This window comes from Yersinia sp. J1 (genome assembly GCF_050586585.1).
Lineage (GTDB): Bacteria > Pseudomonadota > Gammaproteobacteria > Enterobacterales > Enterobacteriaceae > Yersinia > Yersinia entomophaga.
This window is the reverse complement of sequence record NZ_JBOBDP010000012.1, coordinates 65,958-82,280: the sequence shown is the minus strand read 5'-3', so window position 1 is coordinate 82,280 and position 16,323 is coordinate 65,958. Positions and strand designations below refer to the sequence as shown.

Sequence of the window (16,323 nt, the reverse complement as noted above, 5' to 3'; positions counted from 1 at the left end):
GTTGTTATGCGTTCTTCCTAACCTATCCCCTGCCGTTAAAAGCGGGAGAAATCATTGAAAAGTGCAAGTCCCATCAACAGCATTAGCAATATCGAGCCAATGCGGTAGCTGAAATCTTGAACTCGCTCAGAAACCGGCCCACCCTTGAGCTTTTCTATCGCCAGGAAGAGCAGATGTCCACCATCTAATACCGGTAACGGGAACAGATTGATAATCCCCAAGTTGACACTAATCAGTGCCAAAAACATCAGGTAATAAACCAATCCGAACTCGGCTGAAACCCCTGCGCCCTGTGCAATGGAAATCGGGCCACTCAGGTTATTCAGCTTAACATCACCAGTAATCAGTTTACCCAACATGTTGACCGTCAACCGCATCAACTGCCAGGTTTTATCCCCAGCCTGATAGAGTGCCGTAAACGGACCATATTGGCGAATCGTTTTATACTCATCCGGAAGCGGTATAACTTTCGGAATTACGCCTGCAAAGCCTTCGGTTCTGTCTTTACCCGCCGATTTTGTATCTGGAATCAGGGTTAAAGACAAGGGAGAACCACCCCTTTCAATTTCAACTGCCAGCGGCTTGCCAGGATTTTCGCGTACCCGGCTGGCAAATGTCTGCCAACCTTCAACTAGCTGACCGTCAACTTTAACGATCCTATCCCCTGCTTGTAAACCCGCCTTTTGCGCTGCCGACTCTGTTTGAACCTCTTGCAGCACTGATTCAATCTGCGGGCCACGAGGAATAATCCCCAAAGTCACCACGGGGTCCTGCTTATCAGGCTCGAACGACCATTGACGTAAATCCAGAGTTTTCTGTACTACGTTATCAGAGCCAAAAGGGGCTACGCCAACTTGCACCTGCTGGTCGCCAATTTTACCGACCAGAGCAAGACGAACTGCAGACCAATCAGGCGTTTCGATACCGTCAACAGACTTAAGTTCCATTCCAGCAGAAATATCAGCCTGCGCAGCAATGGATTGTGGGGATATTTCACCCACAACCGGACGAAAGCTCGGGATGCCGATGATAAACACCAGCCAGTAGGCAAAAATAGCGAAGAGGAAGTTGGCGATAGGGCCGGCGCTGACGATCGCAGCGCGCTGGGCAATACTTTTATTGTTAAAAGCCTGATGGCGGAATTCCGGGGCAACGGCCTCGGCACGCTCATCCAGCATTTTCACATAACCGCCGAGGGGAATCAGGGCGATCACATATTCTGTACCTTGTCGATCGGTTCTGCGCCATAAGGCTTTGCCAAAACCGATAGAAAAGCGCTCAACACGGACTCCACAGCGACGCGCCACCCAAAAGTGGCCGAACTCGTGAACCGTAATTAAGATGCCCAGCGCAATGATAAATGCAGCCAGGTTCCAGAGTATGCTCATCATAATCCCTAAACTCCCCGTCAGTGACGGATTAAAACACTAACAGCATCAGGCAGGCAAATACCGGCACGGCTGCGGTCAGGCTATCGATACGATCCAGTATCCCGCCATGACCAGGAATCAGATGACCGCTGTCTTTGATTCCCGCTTCACGTTTGAACATACTCTCGGTCAAATCCCCGAGTACTGAGGCCAGAGCCGCAACCACAGAACACACTAACAGTTTTTCCGGAATCACATCCAGCGGAGCATAGCGGCCAAACAACCAGGCTATCAACGCCGATGACAGCAAGCCGCCTATCAACCCTTCCCAGGTTTTCCCGGGGGAAACTTTCGGTGCAAGCTTATGTTTGCCGAACATTTTGCCAAACATGTAGGCACCGGAATCCGCGCCCCACACCAGCAACATCACGTAAAGCAGCCACCAGGCACCGGTTGAATGATTTTGCTCATAACCGTACTGACGCAGCGCAAACATGCCCCAGAAGAATGGCACTATGGTCAGAATACCGAAGATAATTCTGATGGTTCGCGAGTCACGCCAGAAAGCAGCCGAGCGCGGGTAGGTCAACACCAGCAACAGAGCGGCTATCCACCACCCCATCGATGCCCAAAGCGGGCCACTGACTTGCAAATCGTGCACTGTAGGTTGATATTCTGGAATACTCAACCACATCGATACCAGCAAGAAACCGCAGAGTATCGCCAGCCAGATGCGCTGTGAGTGCGAAGCGAAACCAGCGAGCTGCCCCCACTCCCAAGCAGCCAGCATACATACAGCCAGCGTCACTATGGCAAAACCAATCGGAGGCAGCAAAAACAGCGCCCCGATGACGATAGGGATTAAAATCAAAGCAGTTATGAGACGATACTTCAGCAAAAGTTCCCCCTAGGATGCAGCAACATCGTTAGGTGTCGTTCCACCGAAGCGGCGCTCGCGTTGTGCAAATGCATTCAGCGCACCTTCAAAGACAAGTTCATCAAAATCAGGCCAAAGGACATCAGTAAAGTAAAGTTCAGCATAGGCTATTTGCCACAGCAGGAAATTACTGATGCGATGTTCGCCACCGGTCCTGATCACTAGATCCACCTGAGACTGTTCGTTCAGGCAAATATGAGAATTTAACAAATCCTCAGTGATATCTTCAGGTTGTAACAATCCCTTTTGAACCTGCCCAGCCAATTGGCGCATTCCCTGAATGATATCCCAACGTCCACCATAATTGGCAGCAATGTTAAGCTTCAAACCATCATTATTTTCCGTCAGCGCTTCAGAGCGTCGAATGCGTTCCTGCAGACGTCCACTGAAGCGGCTGATATCACCAATAACGCTTAAACGTACGTTATGTTTATGCAGACTTTTCACTTCGCTGTCCAGCGCTCGAACGAAAAGCTCCATCAGTGCGGTCACTTCCTGAGCAGGGCGATTCCAGTTTTCACTACTAAAAGCATAAAGCGTGAGCGCATCTAATTGATGAGTGGCGGCAAAACTCACCGCACGGCGAACTGATTTCACTCCCGCTTTATGACCGAAGATCCTTAATTTACCCTGGCGTTTAGCCCATCGGCCATTACCATCCATAATAATAGCAACGTGGCGCGGGCCTTGGGGGGACAAGTTAGCCCTATCTTCATTTACGGACGACATAACGCGAACATTCTTCCTCAATAAATACGACTGCTCTTCCCTAACATTAGGCCTCATGCGCACAAAAAAAGCCGTGTACTGAATCACGGCTTCTTATATGACAGCCAAACCAGAGGGTCTAAATACCCATAGAACCGTTAATCAAGGGTCTGTCTGCCCATTGACGGCGCAGACTATATCATCTCAGTCCGAGACGAACAAATTCCACCAATGAATAACATCACCTTCAACGACTTAATGCACCTAATGCTCGCTCAGCAGCAATTCGTGCCAAACGGTCAATATCTAAGACTTCATCGACTGAATTGGGTTCCTGCAATGCCAAACTTTCGAGCACATTTCTGTTTAATCTCGCAATATCTGTGAAACCGATACGCGATTGCAAGAAAGCCATGACAGAAATTTCATTAGCCGCATTTAACACTGTGGTCGCCGCTTGCCCTGCGTTAAAAGCTTCCATCGCCAGCTGCAGACACGGATAACGCTGATAATCAGGCTCTGCGAACGTCAGCGGGCCCATACGGCAAAAATCTAGCGCTTCAACGCCTGATTCTACCCGATTTGGGTACGCCATAGCGTGGGCGATTGGCGTGCGCATATCCGGTGTACCAAGCTGCGCCAGCACGCTTCCGTCCTGATAGCGAACCATCGAGTGAATCACCGACTGCGGATGCAGAATCACTTCAATCTGCTCAGCCGAAGCGTTAAACAGCCAGCGAGCCTCGATATATTCCAGCCCTTTATTCATCATGGTAGCTGAATCGACGGAAATCTTACGCCCCATCGACCAGTTTGGATGAGCGCAGGCTTGGTCTGGCGTCATTGTGGCAAACTGATCCAACGGCGTTTCACGGAAAGGACCGCCGGAGCCGGTCAGGATAATGCGCGATACACCATTCTCAATCAGAGAAGAATAGCCTAACTGTTGCTGAACGCGCTCTGGCAGGCTTTGAAAAATGGCATTGTGTTCACTATCGATGGGGAGCAGCTGCGCACGACTTTCTCGCACCGCGTCCATGAAAAGACGACCACAGGTAATCAAAGATTCTTTATTGGCCAGCAGCACTTTTTTACCGGCGCGGATCGCCGCCAGCGTAGGTAATAGCCCGGCTACGCCGACGATAGCCGCCATTACCTGATCGACTTCACCGAGAGCAGCAAGTTCGCAGGCCGCCTTTTCACCGGCTAATACTTCGGTTTTGCTACCTTGCTCAGACAGCAAAAGGCGCAGCGCCGCAGCAGAATCTTCGTCCGCCATTGCCGCATAACGCGGGGCAAATTCCAGACATTGTTCTGCCATTAATGAGACATTGCGCCCTGCAACCAATGCGGTGACGGCGAATAAATCGGGATTAGCCCGCACAACGGCCAATGTACTGCAGCCAACGGAGCCGGTAGAACCAAGAATAGTCAGTTGCTTCATGAGGGTGCTCTGAATAACTGTTTTTATGATAGGAAGATGCATCAGTATGAAACATCTGAGCCCGCAAGACTAAGACATTTAGCCCAAATATCAGCTGTTGTCTTCAATAAAACCGTACAGATGTAAAAAACAAAGCGCCGCCTAAGCGACGCCTTGCGGAACCGGTTAACGATTAGAAATTCATTAACTCAGCTTCTTTATCGGACAAAATAGAGTCGATTTTCTTGATGAAGGTATCAGTCATTTTCTGAACTTCATCCTGACAACGACGATCTTCATCTTCGCTGATAGCTTTATCTTTCAACAAGGCTTTAACCTTATCGTTAGTATCGCGACGCACGTTACGCACAGAGACACGGCCCTGCTCTGCTTCGCCACGCACCACTTTGATCAGGTCTTTACGACGCTCTTCGGTCAGCGGAGGCAGCGGAACGCGGATCACGGTGCCAGCTGAAGATGGGTTCAGACCCAAATCAGAAGACATGATCGCTTTTTCTACCGCGGCGTTCAGGCTGCGGTCAAATACGGTAATTGCCAGCGTACGGGAGTCTTCTACTACCACGTTGGCCAACTGGCGCAATGGCGTTGCGCTACCGTAATATTCAACCTGAATACCATCAAGAATACTTGGTGAAGCACGGCCAGTACGGATTTTATCGATATGGCCCTGGAATGCTTCTACGCACTTACCCATGCGCACTTCTGCATCTTTTTTAATTTCGTTAATCACGTTGCGAACCCTTGTAAACTGGTTACTTGGCAGGCTATACCTTGCAGCATAGCCGGTGAATATGTAAACCAGCAATTGCTGGTTAAAAGGGACTCAGCGCACAATTACGTGAAGCCCCTGATTAGAACGGCGCTATTTAGCGATCAACGTTCCTTCGTTTTCACCCATCACAACACGACGCAGCGCGCCAGGTTTGTTCATGTTAAATACGCGAATTGGCAAGTTATGGTCACGAGCCAGCGTAAAGGCGGCAAGATCCATCACTTTCAGTTCACGTTCTAACACGTCTTGATAGGTTAACTGTTCGTACAGCGTTGCATCAGGATCTTTCACAGGATCGGCTGAATACACACCGTCAACTTTGGTGGCTTTTAACACCACGTCGGCTTCGATCTCGATACCGCGCAAACATGCCGCTGAATCAGTAGTGAAGAATGGGTTGCCGGTACCGGCAGCAAAAATCACCACGCGATTGTGACGCAGTAGGCTGATTGCTTCAGCCCAGCTGTAATTGTCACATACGCCGTTCAACGGGATTGCCGACATCAGGCGGGCGTTCACATAGGCACGGTGCAGTGCATCACGCATTGCCAGGCCGTTCATTACGGTAGCCAGCATTCCCATGTGGTCGCCCACTACGCGGTTCATCCCAGCCTGTGCCAAACCGGCACCGCGGAATAAGTTACCACCGCCAATTACCACACCGACCTGAATACCCAGTTCGACCAGCTCTTTGACTTCCTGAGCCATACGATCCAAAACGCTAGCGTCGATACCAAAACCTTCCGCGCCTTGCAGGGCTTCGCCACTCAGCTTTAGCAGGATTCGCTGATATACGGGTTTTGCATTGGTTGCCATGGTGTTCTGTCCTAAGCAGCAGTAATAGTATTGGGGATTTGACCGTCATACATTCAAAACACCTATAAGTGCGCTGAAAGTTTACGGACTAAATTCTAGATTGGATAAAATGGAACCGCCTGTTGGCGGCCCCATTTTTAAGCATTAAGACTGTTTGCTCATTGCTGCAACTTCAGCAGCAAAGTCAGTCTCAACTTTCTCGATGCCTTCGCCCACTTCAAAGCGGATGAAGTTGATCACGTCAGCTTTATGCTCTTTCAGCAGCTCGCCAACGGTTTTGCTTGGGTCCATTACGAAATGCTGACCGGTCAAAGAAACTTCGCCGGTGAACTTACGCATGCGGCCTTCAACCATTTTCTCTGCGATTTCGCGTGGCTTGCCAGATTCCATAGCGATGTCCAACTGGATTTGGTGCTCGCGAGCAACAACTTCAGCAGGGACGTCTTCTGGTTTAACGTATTCTGGTTTGCTTGCAGCGATGTGCATAGCGATGTGCTTAACCAGCTCTTCATCAGCACCGGTAGCGGCAACCATAACGCCGATACGTGCGCCGTGCAGGTAAGTCCCCAGAATGTCGCCTTCCAGAGCAGCAACACGACGGATATTGATGTTTTCACCGATTTTAGCAACCAGGTTAGCGCGTTGTTCTTCGAACTGTGCTTTCAGCACTTCGATATCAACGATTTTGCCAGCCAGTGCTGCATCGATAACTTCGTCGCCGAATGCTTTAAAGCCAGCATCTTTAGCAACAAAGTCAGTTTCACAGTTCAGTTCCAGCATCACGCCGAATTTGCCGTCTGCAGAAACTTTCGCCAGGATGATACCTTCAGCAGCGATACGGCCTGCTTTCTTGGCAGCTTTAGCCTGACCAGATTTACGCATGTTATCGATCGCCAGCTCGATGTCGCCATCAGCTTCAACCAGCGCTTTCTTACATTCCATCATGCCTGCGGCAGTACGCTCACGCAGTTCTTTTACCAAAGCAGCGGTAATAACAGCCATTTCAATTTTCCTCGGTTCTCTCGTGAAGATAGTTCTCACTGTAGATACGCAAAGGGGGCCTATAAAAGGCCCCCTAACCAACATATTTCAATACCTGGTTAATAAGGGCTCAGTGACGAGCCTGTCTTATTATTCAGCTTCTACGAAGCTTTCTTCCGCTTGAACGGCCAGATCTTGAGAACGACCTTCACGGACGGCGGCAGCAACAGCGCTCAGATACAGTTTAACTGCACGGATTGCGTCATCGTTACCAGGGATAATGAAGTCAACGCCATCTGGATCGGAGTTGGTATCAACGATAGAGAATACCGGGATACCCAGGTTGTTAGCTTCTTTGATAGCGATGTGTTCGTGATCGGCGTCAACAACGAACAGTGCGTCAGGTAAACCGCCCATGTCCTTGATACCGCCCAGGCTGTTTTCCAGCTTGTTCAGCTCACGGGTACGCATCAGAGCTTCTTTTTTGGTCAGCTTTTCAAAGGTGCCGTCTTGAGACTGGATTTCCAGATCTTTCAAACGTTTGATGGACTGACGAACGGTTTTCCAGTTAGTCAGCATGCCGCCTAACCAGCGATGGTTCACGAAGAACTGGTCGCAGTTATGAGCAGCTTCTTTTACCGCTTCGCTTGCTGCGCGTTTAGTACCAACGAACAGGATCTTACCTTTACGGGAAGAAATCTTGGTCAACTCAGCCAGAGCTTCGTTGAACATTGGTACAGTTTTTTCCAGGTTGATGATGTGAACTTTGTTACGTGCGCCGAAGATGAAAGGCTTCATTTTCGGGTTCCAGTAACGAGTTTGGTGACCAAAGTGAACACCAGCCTGAAGCATGTCGCGCATGGAAACAGTTGCCATGATTAAAACCTCTATATTTAACGATTGGGGTTATGCCTCCACGTGTCCCATAACACCGACCCCACAAGCCTCCGCTATAAGACAGCGACTTTAGGGCACCCCGGTGTATGTGCCGACACGTGTGTGTTATTTACACATATGAGTGCGATTAGTACTACTTGGCTGAAGACTCATTGCTGCCCTAAGGACAAATGACGCAGAGCGGATCGCCGGCGCGCTTTATACCATAATCCGGCACCATACACCAACTTTTGTTGCATTTCGTGGCAGCATAAAAAGGAAAGTTTGGCAGCAATTTGCTGGGCTGGTACCATGTGCAACAGCATTTTTTACTTATTTAATCATAACAGCGGCCACGCTCTGGCCCCTGTGGACCTTTTCTTCATGGCTATCACAATTAAAACACCTGCAGATATCGAAAAAATGCGCGTTGCCGGCCGCCTGGCCGCCGAAGTGCTGGAAATGATCGAACCTTACGTAAAACCGGGCGTAACGACCGGCGAACTGGATCGTATCTGCCACGATCACATCACCAATAAGCAGCAGGCTATTTCCGCCTGTCTGGGCTACCACGGCTTCCCGAAATCAGTCTGTATTTCTGTTAACGAAGTCATTTGCCACGGTATTCCAAGCGACGATAAAGTGCTGAAAGACGGCGATATCGTGAATATCGACGTTACCGTAATCAAAGACGGTTTCCACGGTGATACGTCCAAAATGTTTATCGTTGGCAAACCAACTATTCTGGGCGAGCGCCTGTGCCGCGTCACTCAGGAAAGCCTGTATCTGGCGATTAAAATGGTGAAACCGGGCATTCGTCTGCGCACCTTGGGTAAAGAGATTCAGAAATTCGTCGAAGCGGAAAACTTCTCCGTAGTACGCGAATACTGCGGCCACGGTATCGGTGAAGGTTTCCACGAAGAGCCACAGGTTCTGCACTACGATGCAGATGACGGCGGCGTGGTGCTGCAACCCGGTATGGCTTTCACTATCGAGCCGATGGTTAACGCCGGCGATTACCGCATTCGCACCATGAAAGACGGCTGGACGGTAAAAACCAAAGATCGCAGCTTGTCTGCACAGTATGAGCATACTATTGTGGTAACTGAGAACGGCTGCGAAATAATGACGTTGCGTAAGGATGACACCATCCCCAACATCATAACGCACGAGTAATGACGACAAGCCGGCAATCGCCGGCTTTTTTATGGGCTGCGTTTTATATCAGGAACCCCTATGTCTGACCACAACACTGAAAACCCTCTCCCATCGGCATCAGTGAGGGCTCTCCCTGAGCAGCCTGCATTTCCCAGCACTTATTCTGATAGCGAACTCCACTGCCAACCGTTGAAACAACGTCTGGAAACCTTCCAGAACTGGCTGGCCGACGCCTTCAATGCAGGGGTGAGCGCGGAAAAACTGGTGGCAGCCCGTAGCAATTATATTGATGCTCTATTACAGCGACTGTGGTCATTTTATGGCTTTGAGCATATTCCGCAGACCGCACTGGTCGCCGTTGGTGGCTATGGGCGCGGCGAACTGCATCCCCTGTCCGATATTGATGTATTGGTATTAAGCGAGCAGCGTTTAAGCGATGAGCAGGCGCAGCGCGTCGGGCAGCTTATTACCCTGCTATGGGATTTAAAACTGGAAGTCGGTCACAGCGTACGCAGCCTTGAAGAATGTCTGCTGGAAGGCTTGGCTGATTTAACCGTCGCCACCAATTTGATCGAATCCCGCATGATTTGCGGTGATGTCGCACTGTTTTTGCAAATGCAGAAACACATTTTCAGCGACAGCTTCTGGCCCTCACCCGAATTTTTCGATGCCAAAATTGCCGAGCAACAAGAGCGGCACAAACGCTACCACGGCACCAGCTATAATCTGGAGCCGGATATCAAAAGCAGCCCCGGCGGCCTACGAGACATTCACACCTTGCTGTGGGTTGCCCGCCGCCACTTTGGTGCCACCACGCTGAGTGAAATGGTCGAGTTCGGTTTCCTGACCAAAGCGGAAAGCAACGAGCTTATCGAATGCCAAAGCTTCCTGTGGCGCATCCGTTTTGCCCTTCATCTGGTCTTAAATCGCTACGATAACCGGCTGCTGTTCGACCGCCAGCTTAGCGTGGCACAACTGCTTCGTTATCAGGGAGAAGGCAACGAACCGGTGGAGCGCATGATGAAAGATTTTTATCGTATGACGCGTCGTGTCAGCGAACTGAACAATATGCTGCTACAGCTATTCGATGAAGCCATACTGGCACTGGATACTAATGAAAAACCACGGCCTTTGGATGATGATTTCCAGCTACGCGGCAATCTGATTGATCTACGGGATGAGCAACTGTTTATCCGCCAGCCCGAAACCATCATGAGAATGTTTTACCTGATGGTTCGCAATCAGGATATCATGGGAATCTATTCCACCACCGTGCGCCAACTGCGCCACGCTCGCCGCCACCTAAAACAGCCGCTGTGTACCATTCCAGAGGCTCGTAAACTGTTTATGGCTATTCTGCGCCATCCGGGAGCCGTTTCCCGCGCCTTACTGCCAATGCACCGCCACAGCGTGCTGTGGGCCTATATGCCACAGTGGGGCAGTATTGTCGGCCAGATGCAGTTTGACCTGTTCCATGCCTACACCGTCGATGAACACACTATTCGGGTATTACAAAAACTGGAAAGCTTCGCCGACGAATCAACTCGTCCGCGTCATCCATTATGCGTAGAGCTATATCCGCGCCTGCCGCAGCCGGAATTACTGTTGCTCGCCGCGCTGTTCCACGATATAGCCAAAGGGCGCGGCGGCGACCACTCAATTCTCGGCGCGCAGGATGTGCTGGAATTTGCCGAATTACACGGATTGAACTCGCGGGAAGCTCAGCTTGTTGCTTGGCTAGTTCGTTGCCATTTATTGATGTCAGTGACGGCTCAGCGTCGTGATATTCAGGACCCAACGGTTATTCAGCAATTTTCTGCCGAAGTACAAAGTGAAACGCGCTTACGCTACCTGATTAGCCTGACGGTGGCTGATATTTGTGCCACCAATGAAAACCTGTGGAATAGCTGGAAGCAGAGTTTATTGCGCGAGCTATATTTCGCCACTGAAAAGCAGCTGCGACGAGGCATGGAAAACAGTCCGGATCTGCGAGAGCGCGTGCGCCATCACCGTCTCCAGGCGCTGGCATTACTGCGAATGGATAATATTGACGAAGAAGCGCTTCACAGAATCTGGAGTCGCTGCCGCGCCGATTATTTCCTACGCCATTCACCAAATCAATTAGCCTGGCATGCCCGTCACTTACTTGAGCATGATTCCACCAAACCTTTGGTGCTAGTCAGTCGCCAGGCTACGCGGGGCGGCACAGAAATCTTTATCTGGAGCCCGGATCGCCCTTCCCTATTCGCTGCCGTGGTGGGTGAATTAGATCGGCGTAATCTGAGCGTTCACGACGCTCAGATTTTCACCAATCGTGACGGTATGGCGATGGATACCTTTATCGTGCTAGAACCGGACGGCAGCCCGTTGGCGCAGGATCGGCATCCGGTAATTCGTCATGCGCTGGAACAGGCAATGACACAGCCGAACTATCAGCATCCGCGGGTCAGACGTTTATCGCCCAAACTGCGTCATTTCAGCGTGCCTACCGAGGCTAACTTCCTGCCAACTCATACAGATCGCCGTAGTTATCTCGAACTGATCGCCTTGGATCAGCCGGGATTATTGGCCAGAGTTGGGGAAATATTTGCTGATTTGGGATTATCACTTCACAGCGCTCGCATCACCACTATTGGCGAAAGAGTTGAGGATTTATTCGTATTAGCAGATAAGGATCGTCGGGCATTGAATGCCGAAACGCGAAAGGAATTAGCACAACGGTTGACAGACACCCTCAATCCGAACGATAAACTGTGATACAAATAACTTTTTAACGATTATTTTTTCTTACAACCTTTCAACTTCAGGAAAGAGAACCGGATGCAGCAACTACAGACCGTTATTGAAAACGCCTTCGAACGCCGTGCAGAGATCACTCCGGCTAACGTAGACACCGTAACGCGCGAAGCCATTAACCACGTTATCAATCTGTTAGATACCGGCGCATTGCGCGTAGCGGAAAAGATTGAAGGCCAGTGGGTAACACATCAATGGCTGAAAAAAGCCGTTCTGCTCTCCTTCCGCATCAATGATAACCAAGTGATGGAAGGTGCAGAAACTCGTTATTACGATAAAGTCCCAATGAAATTTGCTGATTACGACGAAGCGCGCTTCCAGCGCGAAGGCTTCCGCGTCGTACCTCCGGCTACCGTGCGCAAAGGCGCTTACATTGCCCGTAACACCGTGCTGATGCCTTCCTACGTCAATATCGGCGCTTTCGTTGACGAAGGCACCATGGTTGATACCTGGGCGACAGTAGGTTCTTGCGCACAGATCGGTAAAAACGTGCACTTATCCGGCGGCGTTGGCATCGGCGGCGTATTGGAGCCATTGCAGGCTAACCCAACCATCATCGAAGATAACTGCTTCGTAGGCGCACGTTCAGAAGTCGTTGAAGGGGTTATCGTCGAAGAAGGCTCCGTGATTTCCATGGGCGTATTCATCGGTCAAAGCACTCGTATTTACGATCGCGAAACCGGCGAAATCCATTACGGTCGCGTACCGGCTGGTTCGGTTGTGGTTTCAGGTAATCTGCCGTCCAAAGACGGTAGCTACAGCCTGTACTGTGCGGTTATTGTGAAGAAAGTCGACGCAAAAACCTTGGGTAAAGTCGGCATTAACGAGTTATTACGTACCATCGACTAACATTCAACTAGCGGGCCAATCAGCCCGCTATTTTTTTGTCTTGTAAGCAGTTATCGCCTGCAATCACATATTATGGCAACAATAACCGCCATAATAGAAACTGTGGAATATAAAACCAATAAGGTGGCGCTATGTATGACAACCTGAAAAGCTTAGGAATCACTCAACCGGAAGATGTCGATCGCTACAGCCTGCGTCAGGAGGCCAATAACGACATTCTGAAAATTTATTTCCGCAAAGATAAAGGCGAGTTTTTTGCTAAAAGCGTCAAATTCAAATATCCGCGTCAGCGTAAAACCGTAGTTGCGGACAACGCCGGACAAGGTTACAAAGAGATTCACGAAATTAACCCGAATCTGCGTTATGTGATTGATGAGTTGGACCAACTCTGCAAACGCGATCAAGTTGAAGTGGACTTGAAACGCAAAATTCTGGATGACCTGCGTCATTTGGAAAACGTGGTTGCTCACAAAATCTCTGAAATTGAATCCGATCTGGAAAAACTAACGAAAAGCGGCCGCTAATACCTGCCCATAATCCGTTAGGAACAAGATAGACAATCACAAAACAAACAGTAAAAAGTGGCGATATCTGTTCGCCACTTTTATTTACATCAATTTATTTACGCTGAGCGTGTGAGCACGGCTACGGCTGGATTCCAACCCGGTTTATTTCAGCAACTGGCCCCATTGCTCTACCCACGGGCAGGAAACCGCCTCAGGCTCCGGCTGCTCAATCGCATCAATTTCCAAGATCTCGCCGATACGCGTCGCGCCCTGCTCCTGCAATAAAGCGTCAAAAGCACGACCTGCGCCACAGTAGTTATCGTAGCTGCTATCGCCTAATGCAATAACGCCGTAGCGCAGCTCAGGCTGGTAACCAACCTGATCGCGCACAGCCTGAAACAACGGCGCGATATTGTCAGGAAAATCACCTTGCCCAGTGGTGGACGTGATCACTAACGCATAATGCTGGCGATAATATTGCCAGGCTTCCAGCGTACCTTCGTCAAATAGCTTAACTTCGTGGCCTTGCTCATTCAGTATGTTTTCAGCTTCTTCCGCAACTAAAAGCGCATTGCCATAAACCGTACCGACAAAAATACCCACCTGAGCCATAAAAAACCTTCTTTAAATTACCAATAAGTTACTCACTATCCTGACCTTCGTCGCCAAGAAACTCAACCCTTTCAAGCTCAGGGAGAAGGCCTTCCCAGCCAAATTGTGACATCACGCCCTGCCAGGCACTGTCCCAGCGCGCAGATAGCGCCAAGGATTCACCGGTGACCGGATGATTCAGCGATAAATGGCTGGCATGTAACATTAAACGTGAGCAATCAAAATGTTGCGACATTCCGCGATTCTGACGTAAATCGCCATGCGTGCTGTCCCCCAGAATCGGGTGACGAATATGCGCCATATGACGTCGTAACTGATGTTTACGCCCGGTTTCCGGAGTCAGTTCCATCAAGCTGTAGCGAGCGGTTTCGTAGCGACCAATAGCAACCGGCATCTCGGCTCTCGCTAACGCACGGTAATGCGTAATCGCTGGTTTTGGCGCTTTATCCTGGCTGGCAAACTTATCGGCAATTTTGTCCAACTCTTCGGTCAAAGCGTAGTCGAGAGTGTCGTCTTCTAACACATAACCGCGTACAACCGCATGATAAACCTTCTTAACTTCATGTTGTTCGAACTGTTGTGACAATGCGCGTGCCACTTCGCTAGACAGCGCCATCAACAATACGCCGGAAGTCGGACGATCCAAACGGTGTAGGGTATACACATGCTGTCCAATTTGGTCACGCACCGTTTGCATCACAAAAACGGTTTCATTACGGTCAAGCCAGCTGCGGTGTACCAGCCAACCGGCAGGCTTATTAACCGCAACAATATGTTCATCTTGATAAAGTATTTCGAGCATTATTCGCTTTCTATGTTTAACAGGTCATCGAGACGCTGCAACTGCGCCAGAAGAAGACTGCAATCCGTCTGATGATCTTTCAACGCCACCTCAAAATAAGGCGTTACGGCAAAGCGGGTCGGTAAGGGAGCATTTTTTTCTAGCAGCGCATTCATTCGCGGTAGCAATACCCACTGAAGCCATTGCTCAGCGGCCATGGTATCGACGCAAAAAGGCTCAACGCTTTCAAAGGCCTCAGCCTCAGGCGGAGATGACTGCCAAAGATTAATGGTGCGTAATGCCAGATCGATATCCTGTAAAATCTGGCGTACCTGATTGTTTAGACTCATGTTTTAATTCTCGACCAAAAATGGGCCAACACAGGCCAGAAAGGAAGGTTCACTCCAGATAATCCGGATGAAAACAAAAGCGCGCAAGCATACCATCGAAGCGCAGGAGACCCAACTATCGGCTAACTAAATCCGCTATCAGTAAACTAATTAAAGGAAGCGAGCCTAAGCCGCAGTGAAAAAAAGCATAAAAAAAGGGGTACTGTTTGACCAGTACCCCTCTGTTCGTTTTATAGCAATCCAGCTAAATTGATGCTCCCTGCTCAATCCTTGAAAACTTTTCCTGCGGTTATCCTAACCAGCAATCCTTCGCGATGTCCTACACCATCCTGGTGCGATCCTTAGGTCATCCTAACCCACCAATAATCCTTTATCGGCTCCCTATCTCCATCCTGGAGGTGTCCCTTGTTTCGTCCTAAAACATCCCTTCACTCGTCCTGAGCAGTCCCTGATTTCCTTCATCCTGAAGCTGCATCATCCCGATGCTGTTCCTTTCCAACCAGATCCTATCTGGTGAATAAAGGATCGCTTAATTGGCGAACAGAGACAAGATACTGTAAAGCCTCTTATCTATACGTTTTAATAGACAAAAAATTGAATGTTTATAACGGAGTGATTTTATTGAGAATAATTCTCACGCAAGAAAATCATCTTCAAAAAATAGAAGCTATGTCTTACAGGCCGTGTGAGAGATCTCTCACACGGAAATCAGATAACCTTAATTAAATTAAGGTTTAGATTGGCATTACTGGGCGCAATGCATCGAGGAAATGGCTCAGGTTGGAGGCTAAAAGCGTACGTTGATTACTGCCAAAGTGCTCCAAAACGACATTGCCAGTAACGTTGCACAGCGATGCCATTGTCATTTCAGATTCTGTCGTTGCCAGAAACAGCGTCGGGGACAGTTTGAGCCGTTTTTGCGTAACCAAATGACCGATAAGGTTTTCCTGTAATCGAGTAAAATCATCCTCACTCCATACCTGCAACAGAGTAAAACGATGATCGCCCAACTCCGCGGTCATATCTCCCGCATACTGCAGCGTGTAAAAGGTATGAATATCGTCATGTAACTGGATTTCTAACGCGCGAGCCACGTTTTCTAACGTTGCTGCCGGCAAGAATGGCTGCGGAAGCCAATAAATCTGATCCTCGTGCGTTTCCGTGATACAAGGCGAAGCCACCCCGTACAACTCGTGGCTGGCTGGCGCATGGGCGGTTTGCTGCTGCCATAGTTCAACGTAGCGCTGCGTAAAGCTCTGTAGAGCGGTTGAAACATTCTGGTCCATATTTTCTCTCAACATCCGATAAGCCTGCGCTAAACTGGGAAACGAAACTTCGCCTTCAGCGACAATGCCTAGCGCGGCATA

General features: G+C 49.6%; 16 protein-coding genes. 4 read left to right on the top strand and 12 right to left on the bottom strand.

Annotation, left to right across the window (positions count from 1 at the left end; all coding sequences use genetic code 11):
• Positions 1-35 precede the first annotated feature (35 nt).
• The 8 genes from rseP to rpsB all read right to left on the bottom strand — a co-directional run bounded on the left by rseP (position 36) and on the right by rpsB (position 7,904).
• Positions 36-1,391, bottom strand: coding sequence for a sigma E protease regulator RseP (gene rseP, locus ACQ4OC_RS15290; protein ID WP_064514783.1), 1,356 nt, complete (start codon positions 1,389-1,391; stop codon positions 36-38).
• Between the two features lie 28 nt (positions 1,392-1,419).
• The gene (gene cdsA, locus ACQ4OC_RS15285; protein ID WP_120806918.1) at positions 1,420-2,268 is read right to left on the bottom strand and encodes a phosphatidate cytidylyltransferase; all 849 of its coding nucleotides are present in this window, start codon (positions 2,266-2,268) and stop codon (positions 1,420-1,422) included.
• Between the two features lie 9 nt (positions 2,269-2,277).
• Positions 2,278-3,036 (bottom strand): (2E,6E)-farnesyl-diphosphate-specific ditrans,polycis-undecaprenyl-diphosphate synthase, encoded by a 759-nt coding sequence (gene ispU / locus ACQ4OC_RS15280; RefSeq protein ID WP_064514787.1) that lies wholly within the window; start codon positions 3,034-3,036, stop codon positions 2,278-2,280.
• 226 nt (positions 3,037-3,262) lie between these two features.
• Positions 3,263-4,459 (bottom strand): 1-deoxy-D-xylulose-5-phosphate reductoisomerase, encoded by a 1,197-nt coding sequence (gene ispC / locus ACQ4OC_RS15275; RefSeq protein ID WP_120806917.1) that lies wholly within the window; start codon positions 4,457-4,459, stop codon positions 3,263-3,265.
• A 172-nt stretch (positions 4,460-4,631) separates the two neighbouring features.
• The gene (frr, locus tag ACQ4OC_RS15270; RefSeq protein WP_049599918.1) at positions 4,632-5,189 is read right to left on the bottom strand and encodes a ribosome recycling factor; all 558 of its coding nucleotides are present in this window, start codon (positions 5,187-5,189) and stop codon (positions 4,632-4,634) included.
• Positions 5,190-5,321: 132 nt separating this feature from the next.
• Positions 5,322-6,047 (bottom strand): UMP kinase, encoded by a 726-nt coding sequence (gene pyrH, locus ACQ4OC_RS15265; protein ID WP_004719674.1) that lies wholly within the window; start codon positions 6,045-6,047, stop codon positions 5,322-5,324.
• A gap of 144 nt (positions 6,048-6,191) precedes the next feature.
• Positions 6,192-7,049 carry a translation elongation factor Ts gene (tsf, locus tag ACQ4OC_RS15260; protein ID WP_064514791.1) on the bottom strand — a complete coding sequence of 286 codons (858 nt, stop codon included), beginning with the start codon at positions 7,047-7,049 and terminating at the stop codon, positions 6,192-6,194.
• A gap of 129 nt (positions 7,050-7,178) precedes the next feature.
• On the bottom strand, positions 7,179-7,904 hold the full coding sequence (gene rpsB / locus ACQ4OC_RS15255) for a 30S ribosomal protein S2 (protein ID WP_049599912.1): 726 nt from the start codon (positions 7,902-7,904) through the stop codon (positions 7,179-7,181).
• A gap of 384 nt (positions 7,905-8,288) precedes the next feature.
• Here rpsB and map point away from each other — a divergent pair, with 384 nt between their 5' ends.
• The 4 genes from map (at position 8,289) to ACQ4OC_RS15235 (ending at position 13,231) form a co-directional block, all read left to right on the top strand.
• Positions 8,289-9,080 (top strand): type I methionyl aminopeptidase, encoded by a 792-nt coding sequence (map, locus tag ACQ4OC_RS15250; RefSeq protein ID WP_064518334.1) that lies wholly within the window; start codon positions 8,289-8,291, stop codon positions 9,078-9,080.
• Positions 9,081-9,140: 60 nt separating this feature from the next.
• A complete protein-coding gene (glnD, locus tag ACQ4OC_RS15245; protein ID WP_064514793.1) occupies positions 9,141-11,819 on the top strand; it encodes a bifunctional uridylyltransferase/uridylyl-removing protein GlnD in 2,679 nt (892 codons plus the stop codon).
• A 63-nt stretch (positions 11,820-11,882) separates the two neighbouring features.
• Positions 11,883-12,707, top strand: a complete 825-nt coding sequence (gene dapD, locus ACQ4OC_RS15240; protein WP_049599907.1) for a 2,3,4,5-tetrahydropyridine-2,6-dicarboxylate N-succinyltransferase — start codon at positions 11,883-11,885, stop codon at positions 12,705-12,707.
• A gap of 131 nt (positions 12,708-12,838) precedes the next feature.
• On the top strand, positions 12,839-13,231 hold the full coding sequence (locus ACQ4OC_RS15235; protein ID WP_049599904.1) for a DUF3461 family protein: 393 nt from the start codon (positions 12,839-12,841) through the stop codon (positions 13,229-13,231).
• A gap of 144 nt (positions 13,232-13,375) precedes the next feature.
• On the opposite strand, the gene ACQ4OC_RS15230 is transcribed toward ACQ4OC_RS15235, so the two are convergent.
• The 4 genes from ACQ4OC_RS15230 to syd all read right to left on the bottom strand — a co-directional run bounded on the left by ACQ4OC_RS15230 (position 13,376) and on the right by syd (position 16,242).
• Positions 13,376-13,825, bottom strand: a complete 450-nt coding sequence (locus ACQ4OC_RS15230; protein ID WP_064514795.1) for a flavodoxin — start codon at positions 13,823-13,825, stop codon at positions 13,376-13,378.
• A gap of 28 nt (positions 13,826-13,853) precedes the next feature.
• Positions 13,854-14,627: a tRNA pseudouridine(65) synthase TruC gene (truC, locus tag ACQ4OC_RS15225; protein WP_430971322.1), complete on the bottom strand. Its 774-nt coding sequence runs from the start codon at positions 14,625-14,627 to the stop codon at positions 13,854-13,856.
• Entirely contained in the window at positions 14,627-14,956 is a 330-nt protein-coding gene (locus ACQ4OC_RS15220) for a YqcC family protein (protein WP_064514799.1), read from the bottom strand. The genes truC and ACQ4OC_RS15220 overlap by 1 nt, the downstream gene beginning before the upstream one ends.
• Before the next feature lie 734 nt (positions 14,957-15,690).
• Positions 15,691-16,242, bottom strand: coding sequence for a SecY-interacting protein (gene syd / locus ACQ4OC_RS15215; RefSeq protein ID WP_120806924.1), 552 nt, complete (start codon positions 16,240-16,242; stop codon positions 15,691-15,693).
• Positions 16,243-16,323 lie beyond the last annotated feature (81 nt).

Bases quoted from the DNA above. Each gene is read 5' to 3' on its own strand.
- ispU (WP_064514787.1), bottom strand. From the start codon at position 3,036: ATGTCGTCCGTAAATGAAGATAGGGCTAACTTGTCCCCCCAAGGCCCG.
- glnD (WP_064514793.1), top strand. From the start codon at position 9,141: ATGTCTGACCACAACACTGAAAACCCTCTCCCATCGGCATCAGTGAGG.
- ispC (WP_120806917.1), bottom strand. From the start codon at position 4,459: ATGAAGCAACTGACTATTCTTGGTTCTACCGGCTCCGTTGGCTGCAGT.
- rpsB (WP_049599912.1), bottom strand. From the start codon at position 7,904: ATGGCAACTGTTTCCATGCGCGACATGCTTCAGGCTGGTGTTCACTTT.
- ACQ4OC_RS15235 (WP_049599904.1), top strand. From the start codon at position 12,839: ATGTATGACAACCTGAAAAGCTTAGGAATCACTCAACCGGAAGATGTC.
- ACQ4OC_RS15220 (WP_064514799.1), bottom strand. From the start codon at position 14,956: ATGAGTCTAAACAATCAGGTACGCCAGATTTTACAGGATATCGATCTG.
- truC (WP_430971322.1), bottom strand. From the start codon at position 14,627: ATGCTCGAAATACTTTATCAAGATGAACATATTGTTGCGGTTAATAAG.
- map (WP_064518334.1), top strand. From the start codon at position 8,289: ATGGCTATCACAATTAAAACACCTGCAGATATCGAAAAAATGCGCGTT.
- dapD (WP_049599907.1), top strand. From the start codon at position 11,883: ATGCAGCAACTACAGACCGTTATTGAAAACGCCTTCGAACGCCGTGCA.
- syd (WP_120806924.1), bottom strand. From the start codon at position 16,242: ATGGACCAGAATGTTTCAACCGCTCTACAGAGCTTTACGCAGCGCTAC.
- rseP (WP_064514783.1), bottom strand. From the start codon at position 1,391: ATGATGAGCATACTCTGGAACCTGGCTGCATTTATCATTGCGCTGGGC.
- ACQ4OC_RS15230 (WP_064514795.1), bottom strand. From the start codon at position 13,825: ATGGCTCAGGTGGGTATTTTTGTCGGTACGGTTTATGGCAATGCGCTT.
- pyrH (WP_004719674.1), bottom strand. From the start codon at position 6,047: ATGGCAACCAATGCAAAACCCGTATATCAGCGAATCCTGCTAAAGCTG.
- tsf (WP_064514791.1), bottom strand. From the start codon at position 7,049: ATGGCTGTTATTACCGCTGCTTTGGTAAAAGAACTGCGTGAGCGTACT.